This is a genomic window from Salegentibacter sp. BDJ18 (genome assembly GCF_017579965.1).
Taxonomy (GTDB): domain Bacteria; phylum Bacteroidota; class Bacteroidia; order Flavobacteriales; family Flavobacteriaceae; genus Salegentibacter.
The window spans coordinates 112,213-130,660 of the sequence record NZ_JAFLQX010000002.1 but is presented as its reverse complement, the minus strand read 5'-3'; the positions used below and the strand labels follow the sequence as shown (position 1 = coordinate 130,660).

The 18,448-nt window shown below is 37.6% G+C and carries 16 protein-coding genes; 11 read left to right on the top strand and 5 right to left on the bottom strand.

Features of this window, described 5'->3' with window-relative positions; all coding sequences use genetic code 11:
- Nucleotides 1-8: 8 nt before the first annotated feature.
- The 4 genes from J0871_RS01250 to J0871_RS01235 all read left to right on the top strand — a co-directional run bounded on the left by J0871_RS01250 (nucleotide 9) and on the right by J0871_RS01235 (nucleotide 4,310).
- A complete protein-coding gene (locus J0871_RS01250) occupies nucleotides 9-1,424 on the top strand; it encodes a SusD/RagB family nutrient-binding outer membrane lipoprotein (protein WP_208222863.1) in 1,416 nt (471 codons plus the stop codon).
- A gap of 70 nt (nucleotides 1,425-1,494) precedes the next feature.
- Entirely contained in the window at nucleotides 1,495-2,160 is a 666-nt protein-coding gene (locus tag J0871_RS01245; RefSeq protein ID WP_208222862.1) for a peptidoglycan recognition family protein, read from the top strand.
- Between the two features lies 1 nt (nucleotide 2,161).
- Entirely contained in the window at nucleotides 2,162-3,619 is a 1,458-nt protein-coding gene (locus J0871_RS01240; RefSeq protein WP_208222861.1) for a M14 metallopeptidase family protein, read from the top strand.
- Between the two features lie 58 nt (nucleotides 3,620-3,677).
- Nucleotides 3,678-4,310: a 7-carboxy-7-deazaguanine synthase QueE gene (locus tag J0871_RS01235; protein WP_208222860.1), complete on the top strand. Its 633-nt coding sequence runs from the start codon at nucleotides 3,678-3,680 to the stop codon at nucleotides 4,308-4,310.
- Between the two features lie 55 nt (nucleotides 4,311-4,365).
- Here J0871_RS01235 and J0871_RS01230 read toward each other — a convergent pair whose 3' ends face one another.
- A complete protein-coding gene (locus tag J0871_RS01230; RefSeq protein WP_208222859.1) occupies nucleotides 4,366-4,938 on the bottom strand; it encodes a DUF2911 domain-containing protein in 573 nt (190 codons plus the stop codon).
- Between the two features lie 246 nt (nucleotides 4,939-5,184).
- On the opposite strand from J0871_RS01230, the gene asnB reads away from it, so the two are divergent.
- The 7 genes from asnB to J0871_RS01195 all read left to right on the top strand — a co-directional run bounded on the left by asnB (nucleotide 5,185) and on the right by J0871_RS01195 (nucleotide 15,104).
- Nucleotides 5,185-6,804, top strand: a complete 1,620-nt coding sequence (gene asnB / locus J0871_RS01225; protein ID WP_208222858.1) for an asparagine synthase B — start codon at nucleotides 5,185-5,187, stop codon at nucleotides 6,802-6,804.
- Between the two features lie 183 nt (nucleotides 6,805-6,987).
- Nucleotides 6,988-8,928 carry a DNA topoisomerase (ATP-hydrolyzing) subunit B gene (gene gyrB, locus J0871_RS01220; RefSeq protein ID WP_208222857.1) on the top strand — a complete coding sequence of 647 codons (1,941 nt, stop codon included), beginning with the start codon at nucleotides 6,988-6,990 and terminating at the stop codon, nucleotides 8,926-8,928.
- Nucleotides 8,929-9,051: 123 nt separating this feature from the next.
- Entirely contained in the window at nucleotides 9,052-10,047 is a 996-nt protein-coding gene (locus J0871_RS01215; protein WP_346014320.1) for a DUF6588 family protein, read from the top strand.
- Between the two features lie 91 nt (nucleotides 10,048-10,138).
- Entirely contained in the window at nucleotides 10,139-11,065 is a 927-nt protein-coding gene (mdh, locus tag J0871_RS01210; protein WP_208222855.1) for a malate dehydrogenase, read from the top strand.
- Nucleotides 11,066-11,229: 164 nt separating this feature from the next.
- A complete protein-coding gene (gene secDF, locus J0871_RS01205; protein WP_075324882.1) occupies nucleotides 11,230-14,232 on the top strand; it encodes a protein translocase subunit SecDF in 3,003 nt (1,000 codons plus the stop codon).
- 195 nt (nucleotides 14,233-14,427) lie between these two features.
- Nucleotides 14,428-14,724, top strand: coding sequence for a type II toxin-antitoxin system HigB family toxin (locus J0871_RS01200; protein WP_208222854.1), 297 nt, complete (start codon nucleotides 14,428-14,430; stop codon nucleotides 14,722-14,724).
- Nucleotides 14,725-14,735: 11 nt separating this feature from the next.
- A complete protein-coding gene (locus J0871_RS01195; RefSeq protein ID WP_208222853.1) occupies nucleotides 14,736-15,104 on the top strand; it encodes a transcriptional regulator in 369 nt (122 codons plus the stop codon).
- 216 nt (nucleotides 15,105-15,320) lie between these two features.
- Here J0871_RS01195 and J0871_RS01190 read toward each other — a convergent pair whose 3' ends face one another.
- Genes J0871_RS01190 through cysS form a run of 4 tightly spaced genes read right to left on the bottom strand, consistent with a single transcriptional unit; the run spans nucleotide 15,321 to nucleotide 18,435 of the window.
- A complete protein-coding gene (locus J0871_RS01190; RefSeq protein WP_208222852.1) occupies nucleotides 15,321-15,815 on the bottom strand; it encodes a DUF192 domain-containing protein in 495 nt (164 codons plus the stop codon).
- Nucleotides 15,812-16,633: a prolipoprotein diacylglyceryl transferase gene (gene lgt, locus J0871_RS01185; protein WP_208222851.1), complete on the bottom strand. Its 822-nt coding sequence runs from the start codon at nucleotides 16,631-16,633 to the stop codon at nucleotides 15,812-15,814. Before lgt ends, J0871_RS01190 begins: the two co-directional genes overlap by 4 nt.
- A 50-nt stretch (nucleotides 16,634-16,683) precedes the next feature.
- Entirely contained in the window at nucleotides 16,684-16,929 is a 246-nt protein-coding gene (gene yidD / locus J0871_RS01180) for a membrane protein insertion efficiency factor YidD (protein WP_208222850.1), read from the bottom strand.
- Nucleotides 16,930-16,950: 21 nt separating this feature from the next.
- Nucleotides 16,951-18,435, bottom strand: a complete 1,485-nt coding sequence (cysS, locus tag J0871_RS01175; protein WP_208222849.1) for a cysteine--tRNA ligase — start codon at nucleotides 18,433-18,435, stop codon at nucleotides 16,951-16,953.
- Between the last annotated feature and the right edge of the window lie 13 nt (nucleotides 18,436-18,448).

Here is an 18,448-nt window from a genome sequence, read left to right as displayed (position 1 = left end):
TATTGAATATGAAAATTTTAAGAAAAACATATAGTTTTATAGCAATCGCCGGGCTGTTTCTCACATTTACAGCCTGTGAGGATTACCTGGATATAAATGAGAATCCAAATAACCCTACTACTGCTCCTTTGAGCGGATTGATGGTGAATTCTACATTTGAAACAGCTCAAAATACATTTAGAATTGGAAATACAACCTCCAACTATGTACAGTATTTGGCGTCTCCCAACCAGGGAAGTGCCTCTGATGTTATGGATGAACTTAGTTTTAATACCACCTGGTCTTCTTTGTATAATGTAATGACCGATCTTAATGATATGATTCTGGAAGCTAACGAAACAGGCGCTTCTCATTACGAAGGTGCGGGCCAGATTCTAATGGCATTGAATTTAGCTATGACCGTGGATGCTTTTGGAGATGCTCCGTTTAGTGAAAGTTTCAATTTTGAAACCATCACTCCTGCTTACGATGATGATGCAGCTTTATATGCTAGGATTTTTGAATTACTTGATAATGGAATAGCAAACCTATCGCAAGAAACAGATTTACCCATAGGTTCAGATGATTATATCTATAATGGAGATGCAGATCAATGGATTAAGTTTGGAAATATGCTAAAGGCGCGTTATGCTAATCATTTAAGTAAAACCGATCAATATAATCCTACCGAAATTTTGGCAGCCATTGATGCAGCTTTTGAAAGTAATGAAGATAATGCCGAGGTAGAATATTTTGAAGAAGAATTCAATCCCTGGGCGAATGTGGCTATTAATAACGAAAACCTAATCCTGGGCGGCTGGATTTCTGAACAGTTTGTAGAAGCTACCGATGGTACCACCTTTGGTGTAGAAGATCCCCGTTTGCCATATATGATTGGAACTACTGACGATGGAGAGTATATCGGAGTTCCAAATGGAGAAGGTCGCGGTAGTGCAGCCGAATCTGGTGAGCGTTCTACGCTTGTTCCGGGAGATTTTTATACTTCAGAACAGTCTCCCGTATTAATCGCTACCTACGCAGAACAAAAATTTATTGAAGCCGAAGCAGCTTTTGAAATAGATAAAACACGTTCTTATAATGCCTATCTTGAAGGTATAAGAGCGCATATGAGAATGTTGGGTGTAGAACAATCAGAGATAGATGCCTATGTAAATAGCTCGGCAGTAAGTGTAGGGGAAGATAATTTTACCATAGATCATATTTTTAAAGAAAAATGGGTGGCGATGTTCTTGCATCCTGAAGCCTGGGTAGATGCCAGAAGACATGATTATGATTATGAAAATTTTGATCTTCCAGCCAACTTAAACCCAGATCTTAATGGGCAGTTTATTAGAAGATTACGTTATCCAGATTCAGAAATTGGAAGAAACGGTAGCAATGTTCCAGATGTAACTTTATTAGACAGAATTTTTTGGGACGAATAATCCCTAATTAAAATATCAATTTCAAATCTCCCGGCTTGCCCGGGAGATTTTGGTTTTAAATACTTATAAAATGAGATATGTACTTATAATTTTCACCCTTTTTCTATTCAGTTGTAAAAGTGCTGATATTCCTGCAGAAATTATTGATCGCCCAATCATTTTTAATGAAGAACGAAAAGAACTCAGCCTGGAATATCTAAAGGAACGCTATGATTTGCAACAATCTTCTCCAGAAATTACTCCAAAAATGATTGTCTTACACTGGACCGCTATTCCAGATTTAGAAAGTTCTTTTAGAGCATTTAATCCTGTTAAATTGCCGGGAGCAAGAGAAGATATTCAGCAAGCCGGTACTTTAAATGTTTCCGCCCATTTTCTTGTAGATAGGGATGGAACAATTTACCGGTTAATGCCGGAAACTACTATGGCCAGGCACGTAATTGGATTAAACCATGTCGCGATTGGGGTAGAAAATGTTGGCGGCACAAGAGAAACTCCGCTTACCAAAGCTCAACTTAAAGCTAATATTGATTTAGTGAAATATTTAAATGAAAAGTATGAAATAGAATATTTGTTAGGGCATTATGAATATCCGCAGTTTGAAGGCCACGAATTATGGTTGGAGAAAGACGAGGGCTACCGAACCAAAAAGACCGATCCTGGAAAAGATTTTATGCAAAAAGTACGTGAAAAAACTAAAAGCCTTAATTTTAAACCGGTACCAAAAAATCCTTAAAATGAATTTTAAAAATATAAGCTTGCTATTGTGTTTGTGCGGTTTTTTTAATGTTTCAGTTGGCTTGGCACAGGAAAAAGAACTTTATAAAGAATTGTATAATACCTATGAAGATTTCAAGGAAGAATCTATTGAAAAACGTCGGTTCACGCAGGTTGAGATTCAACCTTTAATTGAGAAGTTTAAGGAAAAAGAGAATTTTGAAGTGGCAAAAGTTGGAGAATCTATTGAGGGCAGGTCACTTCAGTTAATTTCAATTGGTGAAGGTGAGGTAGACGTTTTTCTCTGGTCGCAAATGCACGGCGATGAATCTACAGCTACCATGGCTATTTTTGATATTCTTAATTTCCTGGATTCCGAAGCATTTTCAGAAGAAAAAGAGGAAATGTTGAAAAAGGTAAAACTTCATTTTTTACCAATGCTGAATCCCGATGGCGCTCAGCGTTTTCAACGTAGAAATTTATTGGGAGTAGATATTAATCGCGATGCTCTACGTTTACAATCGCCAGAAAGTAAAACTTTAAAAAGAGTGCGGGATAGGCTGGATGCCGATTTTGGATTTAACCTTCACGATCAAAGCACTTATTATAATGCCGAAAGAACCGCAAAACCGGCAACTATTTCATATCTGGCTCCCGCTTATAATTATGAAAAATCTATAAATGATGTTCGGACCGCGGCAATGCAGGTAATTGTTCAAATGAATAATATTCTGCAGGATTACGCCCCGGGTCAGGTTGGGCGATATAACGACGATTTTGAACCCAGAGCTTTTGGAGATAATATTCAAAAATGGGGAACCAGCACTATTTTAATTGAATCTGGTGGCTACCCAAATGATCCCGAAAAGCAGGAGATTAGAAAGTTAAATTTCGTTTCAATTCTTGCCGCAGTCTTTTCTATTGCTGAAGAAGATTATAAAAATGCTGAGATATCTGAATACGAGAAAATACCCAATAATGACCGTAAACTTTTTGATTTTAAGCTCACCGGACTTACCTATGAGCTGTTGGGAGAAGAATATATATTAGATTTAGGAATTAATCAGCGAGAAGTTCAGGATGAAAACCTGGATTATTTTTACGATGCATATATAGCAGACAGAGGCGATCTTTCTACGTTCTACGGTTATGAAGACCTGGATGCTTCGGGTTTTAAATTAGTAGAAGGAAAAATTTATCCTGAAAGTTTTGAAAATTTAGCTGAGCTTCAGCAGAAAAATATTTCAGAAATACTTCGTGAAGGGTATGCTTATGTCTCTTTAAATGAACTTCCCGAAGAAGATTTTACAGAAATTCCCATTAATATTGTTTCTAAAGAGTTTAAAATTTCAGAAAGTCTTCAACCTCATTTCTTCCTCGAAAATGATGGGAAATTAGAATACGCGGTTATTAACGGATTTCTGATTGATCTTTCCGAAGAAAAATTCCAGGTAGTAAATGCGCTTATTTTAGATTAGAAAGTAATTCAGCCATAAGCACAGCTTAAAAATAAGAGATTACGTATCTTTGCAGGCTATGATTACAGAAGAGACTAAGGCATTGGTAGACGATGGGATTATGCTTCCGCTTATGGAAGAATTTTACACCATCCAGGGAGAGGGATTTCATAAAGGAACGGCCGCTTATTTTATTAGAATTGGAGGCTGTGATGTAGGATGCCACTGGTGTGACGTGAAAGAGAGCTGGGACCCAAATATCCACCCGCCAACGCATATTGGGGAGATTGTTGAAAAAGCGGTTGCAAGTAGTAAAACTATTGTAATTACGGGTGGAGAGCCGTTAACCTGGGATATGACGAGGCTTACCGGCGCTTTAAAAGCTAAAGGTTGTGATATTCATATTGAAACTTCTGGAGCTTATAAACTAACCGGCCAATGGGATTGGATTTGTTTATCGCCCAAGAAAATAAAATTACCTACCGAAGAAATTTACCCGCTGGCCCACGAACTTAAAGTAATCATTTTTAACAAGCACGATTTTAAGTTTGCCGAGGAGCAGGCTGAAAAAGTGAGCGAAAACTGTATTCTTTATTTGCAACCGGAATGGAGCAATAGAGATAAAATGATGCCACTTATTGTAGATTTTGTAATGAAAAACCCAAAGTGGAAGGTTTCTCTACAAACCCATAAATATCTTAATATTCCATAAAAAAACGGCTGTTTGTAAATCAAACAGCCGTTTTCAGTAAAAATTGTATTCAATATTATCCTGCAGGAGAGAAAGGCACTTTAATATATTTATCGGCCCAACCCATTAATAGGTTTGCTCCTGCGTCTCCTTCTTTCTGCTCTATGGCCATAGAGAAATTCTCAATTTTCTGGCTGGAATTTCTTACAGGTACTTTAATTCTTACGTAGTCTTGTTTGTCGGTATATTCATAAGCTCCCCAGGTATGCGTAGATTGATTTAGAATAACAGTCCACTCTTTTTCGTCTGGAATAGTGTATAAAGTATAAGTACCTGCCTTTACAGTTTCACCACCAATTTCCATGTCTTTGTAAAAAGTGATTTCGGTAGCTTCGTTAGCACCGGTTCTCCAAACTTCTCCGTAAGGCACCAGTTTTCCAAAAATTTCGCGATCCCGGGTTTGAGGTCGGCTGTAAATTACACGCATAATGACCTCGTCTTTTTGGTCGCGATGTATAATCATATCCATTGGGCTGGTATCTAATTTCGGAAAATTAGGTCCGTTGGTATTTTTAGTTTCCTGGGCGTTTAAATCCTGGAATCCCAAAAATCCAATTAAACATAGCGTAGTTAAAAGTATTTTCTTCATTGTGTTTGATTTTTAAGGTTAAAGATAGTTTACTGTTATTTCTTAAGGTGTTAAAGATTTATTTAGTTGCTGTTAAATTATTGAGTTTTTACAGATGTAAAGTTTGAAAGCTTTTTCAGTATAATCTACTTACTTCTGAATTATAATTTTCCAAATATTATTTTCAGATTATACCAATATACTAATTTGTGTTTACATAATGTAATCTCTGGCCCATATTTGTATAGAATTATTAATGCAAATGTTATGTGTGGAATTTTAGCAGTAATCGGGAAACGATTATCAGAAGAAAAGATTGGCGGGCTATCAAAAAGAATGTCGCACCGCGGTCCAGATGAAAGTGATGTGCATGTAACCGAAGAAGGTTATGTATTAAGTCACGAAAGATTGTCTATTGTAGATCTTGAAACCGGAAAACAACCTATCCAGGGTACTTCAACTGCCTGGATGATTCACAACGGTGAGATTTATAACCACCAGGCATTGCGAAATAATGAATTGAAACATCATACTTTTAGAACAACAGGAGATTCAGAAGTTATTGTTCATTTATATGAAGAATTCGGTGTAGATTTCCTTAATAAATTAGATGGCGTATTTTCTTTTGTAGTGGTAGATGGCAAAGATTTTATCGCAGCAAGAGATCCAATTGGGGTAAAGCCACTTTACTACGGAACAGATGATGAAGGTTCTATTTGGTTTGCCAGTGAAATGAAAACTTTGGTTGATCAATGTAGTAGTTTTGCGGCTTTTCCTCCCGGGCATTATTACACACCTGAAACCGGTTTTGTTGAATATTACACGCCAGATTGGTTTGACTATAAAAAAGCAACGAAAGAATTAGATCTTTCAAAAATAAGAGAAAGTTTAATTGAAGCAACCCGTAAAAGGTTAATGGCCGATGTTCCCCTGGGGGTTTTATTAAGCGGAGGTTTGGATTCTTCATTAACATCTTCTATCGCAGCAAGATTAATGAAAGACAGCGGCCAAAAATTACATTCATTCTCTATAGGATTAGATGAAACCGCACCAGATTTAGTTGCAGCAAGAAAAGTTGCTGAATTCCTGGGCACCGAGCATTCTGAGTTTCACTTTACCGTAGAAGAAGGAATTGATATCCTTAAAAAACTGGTATGGCATTTAGAAACTTATGATGTTACTTCTATAAGAGCCAGCACCCCAATGTATTTCCTTTCAAAAGGAATTAAGGAAAAAGGCGTAAAAGTTGTTTTAAGTGGGGAAGGAGCCGATGAGATCTTTGGAGGTTACCTTTACTTTAAAAACGCACCTACGGCTGATGATTTTCAGAAAGAAACAATTAGAAGAGTGCAAAGATTGGCTACTGCAGATTGCCTAAGAGCAGATAAATCTACAATGGCCCATGGGCTGGAAGCAAGGGTTCCATTTTTAGATAAAGCATTCTTAAAAACAGCAATGGAAACCGAAGCTGTGCATAAACTGCCAAAAACCTATGATGGAGTTGAGAAATATATTCTTAGAAAAGCTTTTGATACTCCAGAGCAGCCATTTTTACCAGACGAGGTTTTATGGAGACAAAAAGAACAATTTAGTGATGGTGTTGGATATAGCTGGATAGACGAGTTAATTGCATACGCTTCAGCAAGAGTTAGTGATGAGCAAATGGCAAAGGCTTCAGAGAAGTATCCTTACAACACACCGGCTACTAAAGAAGCATATTTCTATAGAGAAATATTCCACAGTCATTTCCCGCAGGAAAATGCTGCAAAAACAGTAAAAAGATGGATTCCGAAATGGCAGGAAGACCTTGATCCAAGCGGAAGAGCAAACACTTCACACGTAGCAACAAATGCTAAAAAACAACTTGAGGAATTAGCCCAGGTATAGAGTAAACAATCGTGTGGTTTGTTATGCCCGAAATGCAGCTTTCATTTTGCTGTATTTTGGGCTTTTTTTTGCACAAATTGTTAATAACTTAAAACCCTTGTCAAGCTTCTTAGCCTATTAAAAATGTGCGTTTTGTTATATTTGTTCGTTATTCAAAATAGACGAATTTAATTAGCAAAATATATGAGCGAAGAACCCAAAAAACACAGTTATTCGGCCGATAGTATCCAGGCTTTAGAAGGTATGGAGCACGTGCGCCTTAGGCCTTCAATGTATATTGGGGATACCGGTGTAAGAGGTTTGCACCATTTGGTGTACGAGGTGGTAGATAACTCTATAGATGAGGCTATGGCCGGCCATTGTGATACAATTAAAGTAACCATTAACGAAGATGGTTCTGTAACCACCGAGGATAACGGAAGAGGAATTCCAATAGACCTTCACAAGAAAGAAGGCGTTTCTGCCCTACAAGTGGTAATGACAAAGATTGGTGCCGGGGGTAAATTCGATAAAGATTCTTATAAAGTTTCCGGTGGTTTACACGGGGTTGGGGTTAGTTGTGTGAACGCACTGTCTACTTCTTTAAAAGCAACGGTTTACCGTGACGGACAAATTTGGGAACAAGAGTATGAAATAGGAAAACCACTTTACCCGGTTAAGCCTGTTGGTGAAACTGATCTAAACGGAACGGTAATCACTTTTAAGCCCGATTCCAGTATTTTTCAGCAAAGCGTAGATTACAGCTATGAGACTTTGTCTAGCAGAATGCGTGAGTTGGCTTTCCTTAATAAGGGAATTCAAATTACACTTACCGATAAGCGTGAGGTTAATGAAAAAGGAGAATATCTTTCTGAGAGATTTTATTCTGAAGAAGGATTAAAAGAATTTATAAAATTCCTTGACGGGAACCGTGAGCCAATTATTGCCGATGTGATCGCGATGGAAGGTGAAAAGAACGATATCCCGGTTGAGGTGGCGATGGTTTACAATACTTCGTTCAATGAAAATCTTCATTCTTACGTAAACAATATCAATACCCACGAAGGAGGTACGCATTTATCTGGTTTTAGACGTGGTTTAACCACTACGCTTAAAAAATATGCCGATGCTTCTGGAATGTTGGATAAACTGAAATTTGAGATCGTTGGAGATGATTTCCGTGAGGGATTAACTGCTATTATTTCAGTAAAAGTTGCCGAGCCTCAATTTGAAGGGCAAACAAAAACAAAACTTGGAAACAGGGAGGTGACTTCGGCGGTTTCTCAGGCGGTTTCAGAAATGCTTGAAAATTACCTGGAAGAAAACCCGAATGATGCCAAAACCATTATTCAAAAAGTAATTCTTGCGGCCCAAGCTAGAAATGCAGCCAAGAAAGCGCGAGATATGGTTCAGCGTAAAACCGCAATGAGTATTGGTGGTTTGCCCGGGAAATTATCTGACTGTTCTGAACAGGATCCTGTTCAAAGTGAAGTGTTTCTTGTAGAGGGTGACTCTGCAGGTGGTACAGCTAAACAAGGTAGAGATCGTAGATTCCAGGCTATTCTTCCGTTAAGAGGAAAAATTTTGAATGTTGAAAAAGCGATGACACATCGTGTTTTTGATAACGAAGAGATAAAAAATATTTACACTGCTCTTGGGGTTACTATTGGTACTGAAGAAGATAGTAAAGCTTTAAATACCGATAAATTAAGATACCATAAAGTAGTGATAATGTGTGATGCCGATGTAGATGGTAGTCACATTGAAACGCTTATTTTAACTTTCTTCTATAGGTATATGAAAGAATTAATAGAAGGAGGTCATATTTATATTGCAACCCCGCCTTTATATTTGGTTAAAAAGGGTAGTAGAAAACGCTATGCCTGGAGTGAAGAAGAACGCGATGAGATCGCTGAAAGTTACAGCGGTGGCGTGCAAATTCAACGTTATAAAGGTCTTGGTGAGATGAATGCTGAGCAACTTTGGGATACTACTATGGATCCTGAAAGACGTAAACTTAGACAGGTAAATATTGATAACAGCAGTGAAGCCGATAGAATTTTCTCTATGCTTATGGGAGATGAGGTGCCGCCAAGGCGTGAATTTATTGAGAAGAATGCTAAATATGCTAATATTGATGCATAATTGAGAATATTTTGAAAAGGAAAACCCGTAAGCTCACTTACGGGTTTTTTTATGATTTTTTTAAACTTGTTTTAGGAGTGCTTTTTTTATTATTTTTACCGCCTAACTTAACACCTACTTATTTTGAAATTTCAAGCTAAATACCTCATTCTATTTATTTTATTTTCAGTTAACTCCTACGCTCAGGAGGGCGATGTTACAAAATTCGCAAATGAGATGCTGTATATTGCGGATGAATTTGCAGGACCTGCAGCCGAAGGGGTTGCTTATCAGGCCGGGGCCGGTTGGTTTACTTCAGCAACTGCTTTAAAACCATGGAAAGTAGAGATTTCCTTTCAGGGAAATGCTTTATTTGTTCCTTCTAATCGTCAAAGTTTTACTATTTCAAATAGTAATTTAGCGGGGGTACACCAGGATGGTGGTCCAATTTTGAGTCTTAAAGGGGATGAAAGTAATGCTGTAGTGCCTACAGCTTTTGGTGGTGAAACTGATGTTTATTTTGAAGGAACTTTATTAGGAGAATCTTTTGAATTTCAGGCTCTCGAAGGCGTGAATAAAAGTGTGGTAGCATATCCTTTTGTTCAGGCTAATGTAGGTTTACCTTATGAAACAGAATTTTCTGCAAGATTTTTACCTCAATTAACTGTAGATGGAGTAGCTATCACAACTTATGGCGCTGGAGTAAAACATAATTTCTCGCAATACTTTAAATTTAATAATGAAGAAGACTTTCAAGCCGCTGCAATAATCGCTTACAGTAAATTTGATGTAGAGTATGAATTTAGTCCTGTAAATATAGATAACGTTGTGAACTTGAATTTGGTAAACGTAAACTCTAACCTGTGGATGGCATCTGTTATGGGTTCTAAATTGTACGGCGATAGTTTTGAAGTTTTTGGAGCTTTAGGAGCAACAAACTCAAACTTTAATTACGCAATGGGCGGTTCGGGGGTTGCTTTAGGGCCAATTAATTCGGCACTACGCGGTTTAGATCAAAGTCAGGCGCAATTTAAAGCCGATTTAGGTTTTAATTTGTATTTCGACCGTTTTAAGATTAGTACAATGGCAACTGCCGGGAAGTTTTTTCATCTTAATGCCGGTTTGCATTTCAGAATATAAAACCCATAGTTTTAACCATATCTTATAGTAATACTATATCAATATTCGTATTTTTGGAATCAAATATTAATCGATTTAAATAAAATATAAGATGAAAGTTACTATAGTAGGAGCAGGTGCCGTGGGTGCCAGTTGTGCAGAATATGTAGCCATTAAAGATTTCGCTTCAGAAGTGGTTTTACTCGATATTAAAGAAGGAGTAGCCGAAGGGAAAGCAATGGATTTAATGCAAACCGCAACCTTAAACGGTTTTGATACTAAAATTACAGGAACTACAAACGATTATTCTAAAACTGCAGGCAGTGATGTGGCAGTAATTACCAGTGGTATTCCGCGTAAACCGGGGATGACACGTGAGGAATTAATAGGGATAAACGCCGGGATTGTAAAAGAAGTTTCTTCAAACCTAATTAAGCATTCTCCAAATGTAACCTTAATCGTGGTAAGTAATCCTATGGATACTATGACTTACCTTGTGCATAAAACTACCGGACTTCCAAAGAACAAAATTATTGGAATGGGTGGAGCTTTAGATAGCGCCCGTTTTAAATATAGATTGAGTGAAGCTTTAGAATGCCCGCCATCAGATGTTGATGGGATGGTAATTGGAGGTCACAGTGATACCGGGATGGTACCTCTTACACGATTGGCTACTAGAAATTCGGTTCCTGTTTCAGCATTTTTATCTGAAGATCGTTTAAACCAGGTTTCAGAAGACACTAAAGTTGGTGGAGCAACCCTTACTAAGTTATTAGGAACCAGTGCCTGGTATGCACCTGGAGCTGCAGTTTCGGCTTTGGTTCAGGCTATTGCTTGCGATCAGAAAAAGATGTTCCCTTGCTCGGCAATGTTAGAGGGAGAGTACGGATTAAATGATATTTGTATAGGTGTACCGGCAATTCTTGGAAAAGACGGACTTGAAAAAATCGTTGAAATAGAATTGGACGATTCAGAGTCTAATAAAATTAAAGAAAGTGCAGAGGGTGTGAATAAAACCAATGCCCTATTAGAACTATAAGTAGTTTTAAACTTGAATAAATGTTAAAAAAGGCCGCAAATCTTGCGGTCTTTTTTATGTTTAAAAGTTAAATTATTCAAAAAAAAATTGTTGGCATTTCATTTTTGAAACCCTATATTTGTCCGTTTTTAAAATCGACCTAATTAATTATAACTTAAGGAATAATGCAGAACAAAGGACTGATTAAGGTTTTTGCAATTTTATTTGGGCTGGTATGTATATATCAGTTGTCTTTTACTTTTATTACCAATAATGTAGAAAGTGAAGCTGAAGATTTTGCCAGGCAAAGAATTAGCGAAAATGTAGAAGATTACTCGGCGTTGAGAGATGCTGAAGAAGAAAGGTATCTGGATTCGGTAGCGAATAATGAGGTAATTGCCGGTATCACTTACAGTGACGCGAAAGACAAGGAGCTAAATAAAGGCCTTGACCTTAAAGGAGGAATTAACGTAATTCTTCAAATTTCGGTTAAAGATATTCTTGCCGGACTAGCGAATAATACCGACGATCCTGCTTTTAACCAGGCCATTGCTGAAGCTGATGCAGCCGCAACAGATAGCCAGGACGATTATATTGATCTTTTCTTTGAAGCTTTTAATAGTATTCCAGATGCTAAACTGGCATCTCCAGATATTTTTGCTAATAAAACCTTAAGTGACGAAATTAATTTTGATATGTCTAATGACGAGGTTGAAACCGTTATTAGAAGAAAAGTTGATGAGTCTATTACTTCAGCTTTTGAAGTATTGAGAAAACGTATTGATAAGTTTGGGGTAACCCAACCAAATATTCAGCGTTTAGGAAATTCAGGAAGAATTCTTGTTGAATTACCAGGTGCCAAAGATATTAATCGTGTACAAGGTTTGCTGCAGAGTACTGCACAACTTGAATTCTGGCACGTATATAAAAATACTGAATTAGGGAACTTCCTTGCTCAGGCTAATAATGTTCTTAAAAACGTTGTAGATAAAGAAAGTGAGCAAGCAGAAACTCAAGCTGATACTACGGCTGCTGCCGATAGTGATATTGATGAACTTCTTGCTGAAAGTGAAGATACTACAGATGTAGCTACAGGAAACAATCCTTTATTTGAATTAGTGCAAAGTCCAGGCTTCCAGGGAGGTCCTGTAATTGCATATTTTTCTGTACAGGATACCGCAAAAGTTAATAACTACCTTGAAATGTCTCAGGTAAGATCTATTCTTCCTGCCGAGCAACGTTACGCTAAATTTGCCTGGGGAATCCCGGAAGATGAAGAAGGTGTAGTTGGTCTTTATGCATTAAAAGGAAACCGTAACATGGAGCCGCCTCTTAGTGGTGATGTGATTACAGATGCTCAACAAACTTATGACCAAATGGGTCGTGTTGCAGTATCTATGCAAATGGACGGAAGAGGAGCTAAGGTATGGGAAGAAATGACCGGTCAGGCTTCAACCCAACAGAGCAATATAGCTATTGTTTTAGATAATACTGTTTATTCGGCTCCAGGTGTTTCAACCGGGCCTATTTCAGGTGGAAGAAGTGAAATTAGTGGAGATTTTAGCATAACCGAAGGTCAGGATTTAGCCAACGTGCTTAGAGCTGGTAAACTTCCGGCTTCCGCAGATATTATCCAAAGTGAAATTGTTGGACCAAGTTTAGGTCAGGAAGCTATAGACAGCGGGATTTGGTCTTTCGGGATCGCCCTCGTTTTTGTATTGATATGGATGGTATTTTACTATGGTAAGGCCGGTCTTTTTGCCGATGTTGCCCTTGCTGTAAACATCTTATTTATCTTCGGAATTCTTGCCGGTTTAGGTGCCGTGTTAACATTACCTGGTATTGCCGGTATTGTATTAACTATTGGTATCTCGGTAGATGCAAACGTACTTATCTTTGAAAGAATCCGGGAAGAGCTTGCTAAAGGAAAAATGCAGAAAGATGCGATTAAAGATGGATTCAACAATGCACTTTCTTCAATTTTAGATGCCAACATTACTACCGGTTTAACTGGTTTTATTCTATTAATTTTAGGAACAGGACCAATTAAAGGTTTTGCTACTACTTTATTAATAGGTATCGCAACTTCGTTATTTACCGCAATTTTCATTACCAGGTTATTTATTGATGGTTATGGTAAAAACGGAAAATCTTTAGAATTCGCAACCGGCGCTACCAAAAACCTTTTCAGAAATGTAAAAATTGACTGGCTTGGGAAACGTAAGGTAGCTTATGTAATCTCCGGAATTTTAATTATTCTAAGTGTTGGTTCTTTATTAGTACAGGGATTAAACCAGGGGGTTGATTTTGTTGGAGGTAGAACTTACACTGTTCGTTTTGATCAGGATGTGAATCCTACCGATGTTGAACAGGATCTTATCGCTGAATTTGGAAGTGCCGAAGCAAAAACTTTCGGGCCAAATAATCAGCTAAAGATAACTACAAAATATAAAGTAGATGAAGAGAGCACTGAAGTAGATAACGAGATTCAACAATCTATGTTTGATGCTTTACAATCTTACCTTCCGCAGGATCTTACTTTTGATGAATTTACTACAGGTGGAGCTGGGAAAGATATTGGTATTATGCAGTCTATGAAAGTAGGTCCAACTATTGCCGATGATATTAAGAACGACTCTTTCTGGGCTATCTTAGGATCACTAGTGGTAATATTCCTTTATATCTTATTACGATTTAGAAAATGGCAGTTTAGTATTGGTGCCGTAGCCGCAGTAGCTCACGATGTTATTATTGTATTGGGTATTTTCTCTTTACTCTACAAAGTGATGCCATTTAGTATGGAAATTAACCAGGCATTTATCGCTGCAATCCTTACGGTAATTGGTTACTCATTAAACGATACCGTGGTTGTATTTGATAGGATTAGAGAATTTGTAAACGAGCATACCAGCTGGCCATTAGGCAGAACGGTAAACAGCGCTTTAGATAGTACTATTAGCCGTACGTTGAATACCTCGCTTACTACCTTGATCGTTTTACTTGCCATCTTCATTTTTGGTGGAGAGAGCATTAGAGGCTTTATGTTTGCCTTGATTATTGGTGTGATTGTAGGTACTTATTCCTCTTTATTTATCGCAACACCTGTTATGTTTGACAGTGTGACCGATAAATCTAAGATCGAAAAGAAGAAGAAAATTGAAGAAGATTCTGAAGCAACTACTGCTTAAGATTTCTTTGGAAATAGATAAACTAAAAAGCGCTCCAAATGGGGCGCTTTTTTTATGGCTTGGTTTTATTGTGACATTGGTTTTTGATTGCAAAAACCTTATCGCCTTGAAATTGGGAAATCCAAGTGCAATTTTTTTCTTCTGAAAAGTTCTAAATTAGAGAACTTTAATTATCTTTGTTTTAGACTTTTTAAAATGAAGAGAATAGTTTCAAAAAAGACATTGAGAGAATTCTGGGAAAAGCATTCTGATTCAGAGCAATATTTAAAGACCTGGCATGAAACAGCTAAAAGTTCCAATTGGAGTTCTCCAAATGATGTAAAGAAAACTTATATAAATGCTAGCATTTTAAAAGATAATAGAGTTGTTTTCAATATTAAAGGAAACTCATATAGATTAATTGTGAAATTCAACTATGAAAGACAGTGGGCCTTTATAAGATTTGTTGGAACGCATGCAGAATATGATAAAATAGATGCTAACACAATTTAAAAATTAGAGCTATGAGAATTAAACCTTTAAAAAACGAAGAGGATTACCAGAAAGCTTTAGAAAGGCTAGAAGTAATATTTGATGCTCCAACTGATTCTGAGGAGGGGGATGAAGCGGAGATCCTTTCTATGATGATTGACAATTATGAAAATGAACATTATCCAATTGATGCTCCTGATCCTATTGAAGCAATAAAAATCAGAATGGAAGAAATGAATCTAAAACAAAAAGATTTAGTTGGAGTTATTGGAGGAAAAAGTAGAGTTTCAGAAATCCTGAATAAAAAGAAAAGATTGACAGTAGATATGATTAGAGAACTTGAAGGAATTCTACATATTTCTGCTTCTGTTTTAGTATCAAATTACCAGTTAACGAAATAAAAAACCTGCATAGAACAACGGTTCGTTGCAAATAGGTGGCGGCGCCAGGAAGAAAATAGTTAACTTGATGAAGAAACCAGTATTAAGCCGACAAATGGGCGTTCCCTTACTCCCAACTGCCAATAACCGGGATCATTCGGTGATAGATCAAAACTAAAAACTACAAAAGATTATAAAAAATCCCTGTGCTGAACTAATTCAGTAAATGAAATATTCCTAATCTATTCGCTCAAAATTTAACTTATCACCCACTTCAATATTCCAATCGTCTGCAAGTCCGGCGTTTAATTCCAGGACAAATTGGGCCGGTTCTCCAGAGGGTAATGAAGTTTCATCTTGCGGTTGCGCATTCTTTTGAAAGCTAACCGCCGTACTATCTGAAGCGAAATATATAATGTCTAAAGGAATATAAGTGTTCTTCATATAAAAGGCCCGTGGTGCTTCATTTTCATAAATAAAAAGCATTCCCTGTTCGTCTTCCATACTCTCACGGTACATTAAACCCGTTTCTCTTTCGTAAGTATTATCGGCAATTTCTATATCAATTTGCTTTATCGTATCTCCATTAGGTTTCAGCAAGGTTGCTTCGCCTTCTTTGGTGAACGTAATTTCTTCGGTTTCAATAGGTTCTTCAACAGTATTATCGTCCTTGCAGGAAGATAAGAATGAAACCGCTATAAGCGCTGATAAAATTATGGATTTACGTATCATACGGTTCTGGGTTTGGTAGGACGATACATAAAGTACAGTCCGGCTATAATAAACGGAATACTAAGCCATTGCCCGGTATTTAATAACCAAGTGGTGCGCTCTTCTACCTGGGCTTCTTTCACAAATTCAACGAAGAATCTTACCGTCCAAAGTAAAACCAGGAAAAGGCCAAAAAGATAACCTACTTTATGGCGTTTTTCGGTTTTCCAGTATAAGAACCATAGCAATATAAAGATTAGTAAATAGCAAAAAGATTCATATAATTGGGCCGGATGCCTCGGAAAAGTTTCTCCTAAATTTGCGAAAATCACCCCATAATCTGAATTGGTTGGTTTTCCTATAATTTCAGAATTCATAAAATTCCCTATTCTTACAAAAATAGCTCCACTGGCTACCGGAAGTACAATTCGGTCTAAAACCCAAAGTACAGGTTTGTCTAAAACGCGTTTTCGGTAAAGATACATGGCGATGATAATTCCTATCGCCGCACCGTGACTGGCCAAGCCTCTAAAGCCGGTAAATTCAAATTCTGGTTCAAAGCGAACCGGTAAGAATATTTCTAATAAATGATTTTGAAAGTAATCCCAATCATAAAAGATCACGTGTCCCAATCTGGCGCCTATTAGCGTTGCCAGCACCGTATAAATAAAAAGCGAATCCAGCTTTTCTATCGAGACTTTTTCCCTTACAAAAATGCTTTTCATAATGTACCAGCCCAGTCCAAAGGCTATCAAAAACATTAAACTGTAATAGTGAAGGGTGAAAAAACCTAAGTCTAAACCTTCTGAAGGGCTCCAGGTGATCGCGTTAAAAAGCATAAATTAAAATTGATTTGTAGGGTAAAGATACATATTTGCAAGTAGTTGCCCTATATTTTGGTTTCTGTTTTTTTAGGAACCGGGTCGTAGCCTTTTCCTCCCCACGGGTTGCAGCTAAAAATGCGTTTTAAGCTAAGCCAGCCACCTTTAAAAACACCAAAACGCTGTAAAGCGGTTAGACTGTATTGCGAGCAGGTTGGGGTATAACGGCAGGTTGCCGGTGTAAGTGGGGAAATAAAATTCTGGTAAAACTTCACCAACAGGATAAACGGATATGCCAACCATTTTTTAAGCATCGTCTTTCCTGTTTTTATTAGTTACTTGATAGTAAAAGTAGTGCCTTCTTTCCCGTCTTTAAGCTGAATACCCATTTCTTGTAATTGATCTCTTATCTGGTCACTTAAAGCAAAATCCTTGTTGTTTCTTGCTTCAGCCCGAAGTTTGATAAGTAATTCTACAGTTGAAGTAAGCTTATCTGAAGTATCATTATTTTCAGAAACTTTGTCTACAAGGCCTAACACGTCAAACATAAAAGCTGACATTGTTTTTTGCAGTTCCTCTTTATCTTCAGCAGTGATTTTAGCAGCATCTTCCTTGATGTTATTGATCATTTTAACCGCATCAAAAAGCTTTGCAATAAGAATTGGACTGTTAAAATCATCGTTCATCGCATCGTAGCAAGACTGTTTCCAGCTCTTAATATCTACGCTCGATTTATCTGCAACCGGAAGCTCATCTATAGCGTGATAAGCATCCATTAATCGGTTAAAACCTTTTTCGCTTGCTTTTAGTGCTTCATCTGAAAAATCCAGGATGCTACGGTAATTGGCCTGAAGCATAAAGAATCGGGTCACATTCGGTGAAAATGGTTTGTCTAGAACATTGTTATTTCCAGAGAAAATTTCTTCAGGAAGAATATTATTGCCCGTACTTTTAGCCATTTTCTTACCGTTTAAAGTAAGCATGTTGGCGTGTAGCCAGTAATGAACCGGGTTTTTCCCGGTAGCGGCTTCTCCCTGGGCAATTTCACATTCATGGTGTGGGAATTTAAGATCCATTCCGCCGCCGTGAATATCAAATTCTTCCCCCAAATATTTTGTGCTCATCACGGTGCACTCTAAATGCCAGCCAGGGAAACCATCGCTCCAAGGCGAAGGCCAGCGCATAATATGCTGTGGTTCGGCTTTTTTCCAAAGTGCAAAGTCCTGCGGATTCTTCTTATCGCTCTGTGCGGCAAGTTCGCGTGTATTGGCGATCATATTATCAATATCCCTTCCGCTTAGCTTACCATAATGGTTGGTTTCGTTGAACTTCTTTACATCAAAATAAACCGAACCGTTTACCTCGTAGGCAAATCCTTTTTCGATAATGGTTTTAATGATCTCGATTTGTTCAACAATATGGCCGGTAGCCGTAGGTTCTATACTTGGCGGCAGGTTATTGAATTTCTGCAGGATATTATGAAAATCTATGGTGTAGCGTTGTACTACTTCCATAGGTTCTATTTGTTCTAATCGTGCTTTCTTGGCAATTCTATCTTCTCCACTGTCGGCATCATTTTCAAGGTGACCGGCATCGGTAATATTTCTAACGTATCTTACTTTATATCCCAAATGCTTCAGGTATCGAAAAACAAGATCAAAGGAGATAAAAGTTCGGCAATTACCTAAATGAACATTACTGTAAACAGTAGGGCCGCAAACATACATTCCAACGGTTCCTTCGTTTATGGGTTTAAAGACTTCTTTTTCCCCCGTCATAGAATTGTACATTTTCAAGCTTTGTTCCTGGTATAGCGCCATAGATAGTTAGTTG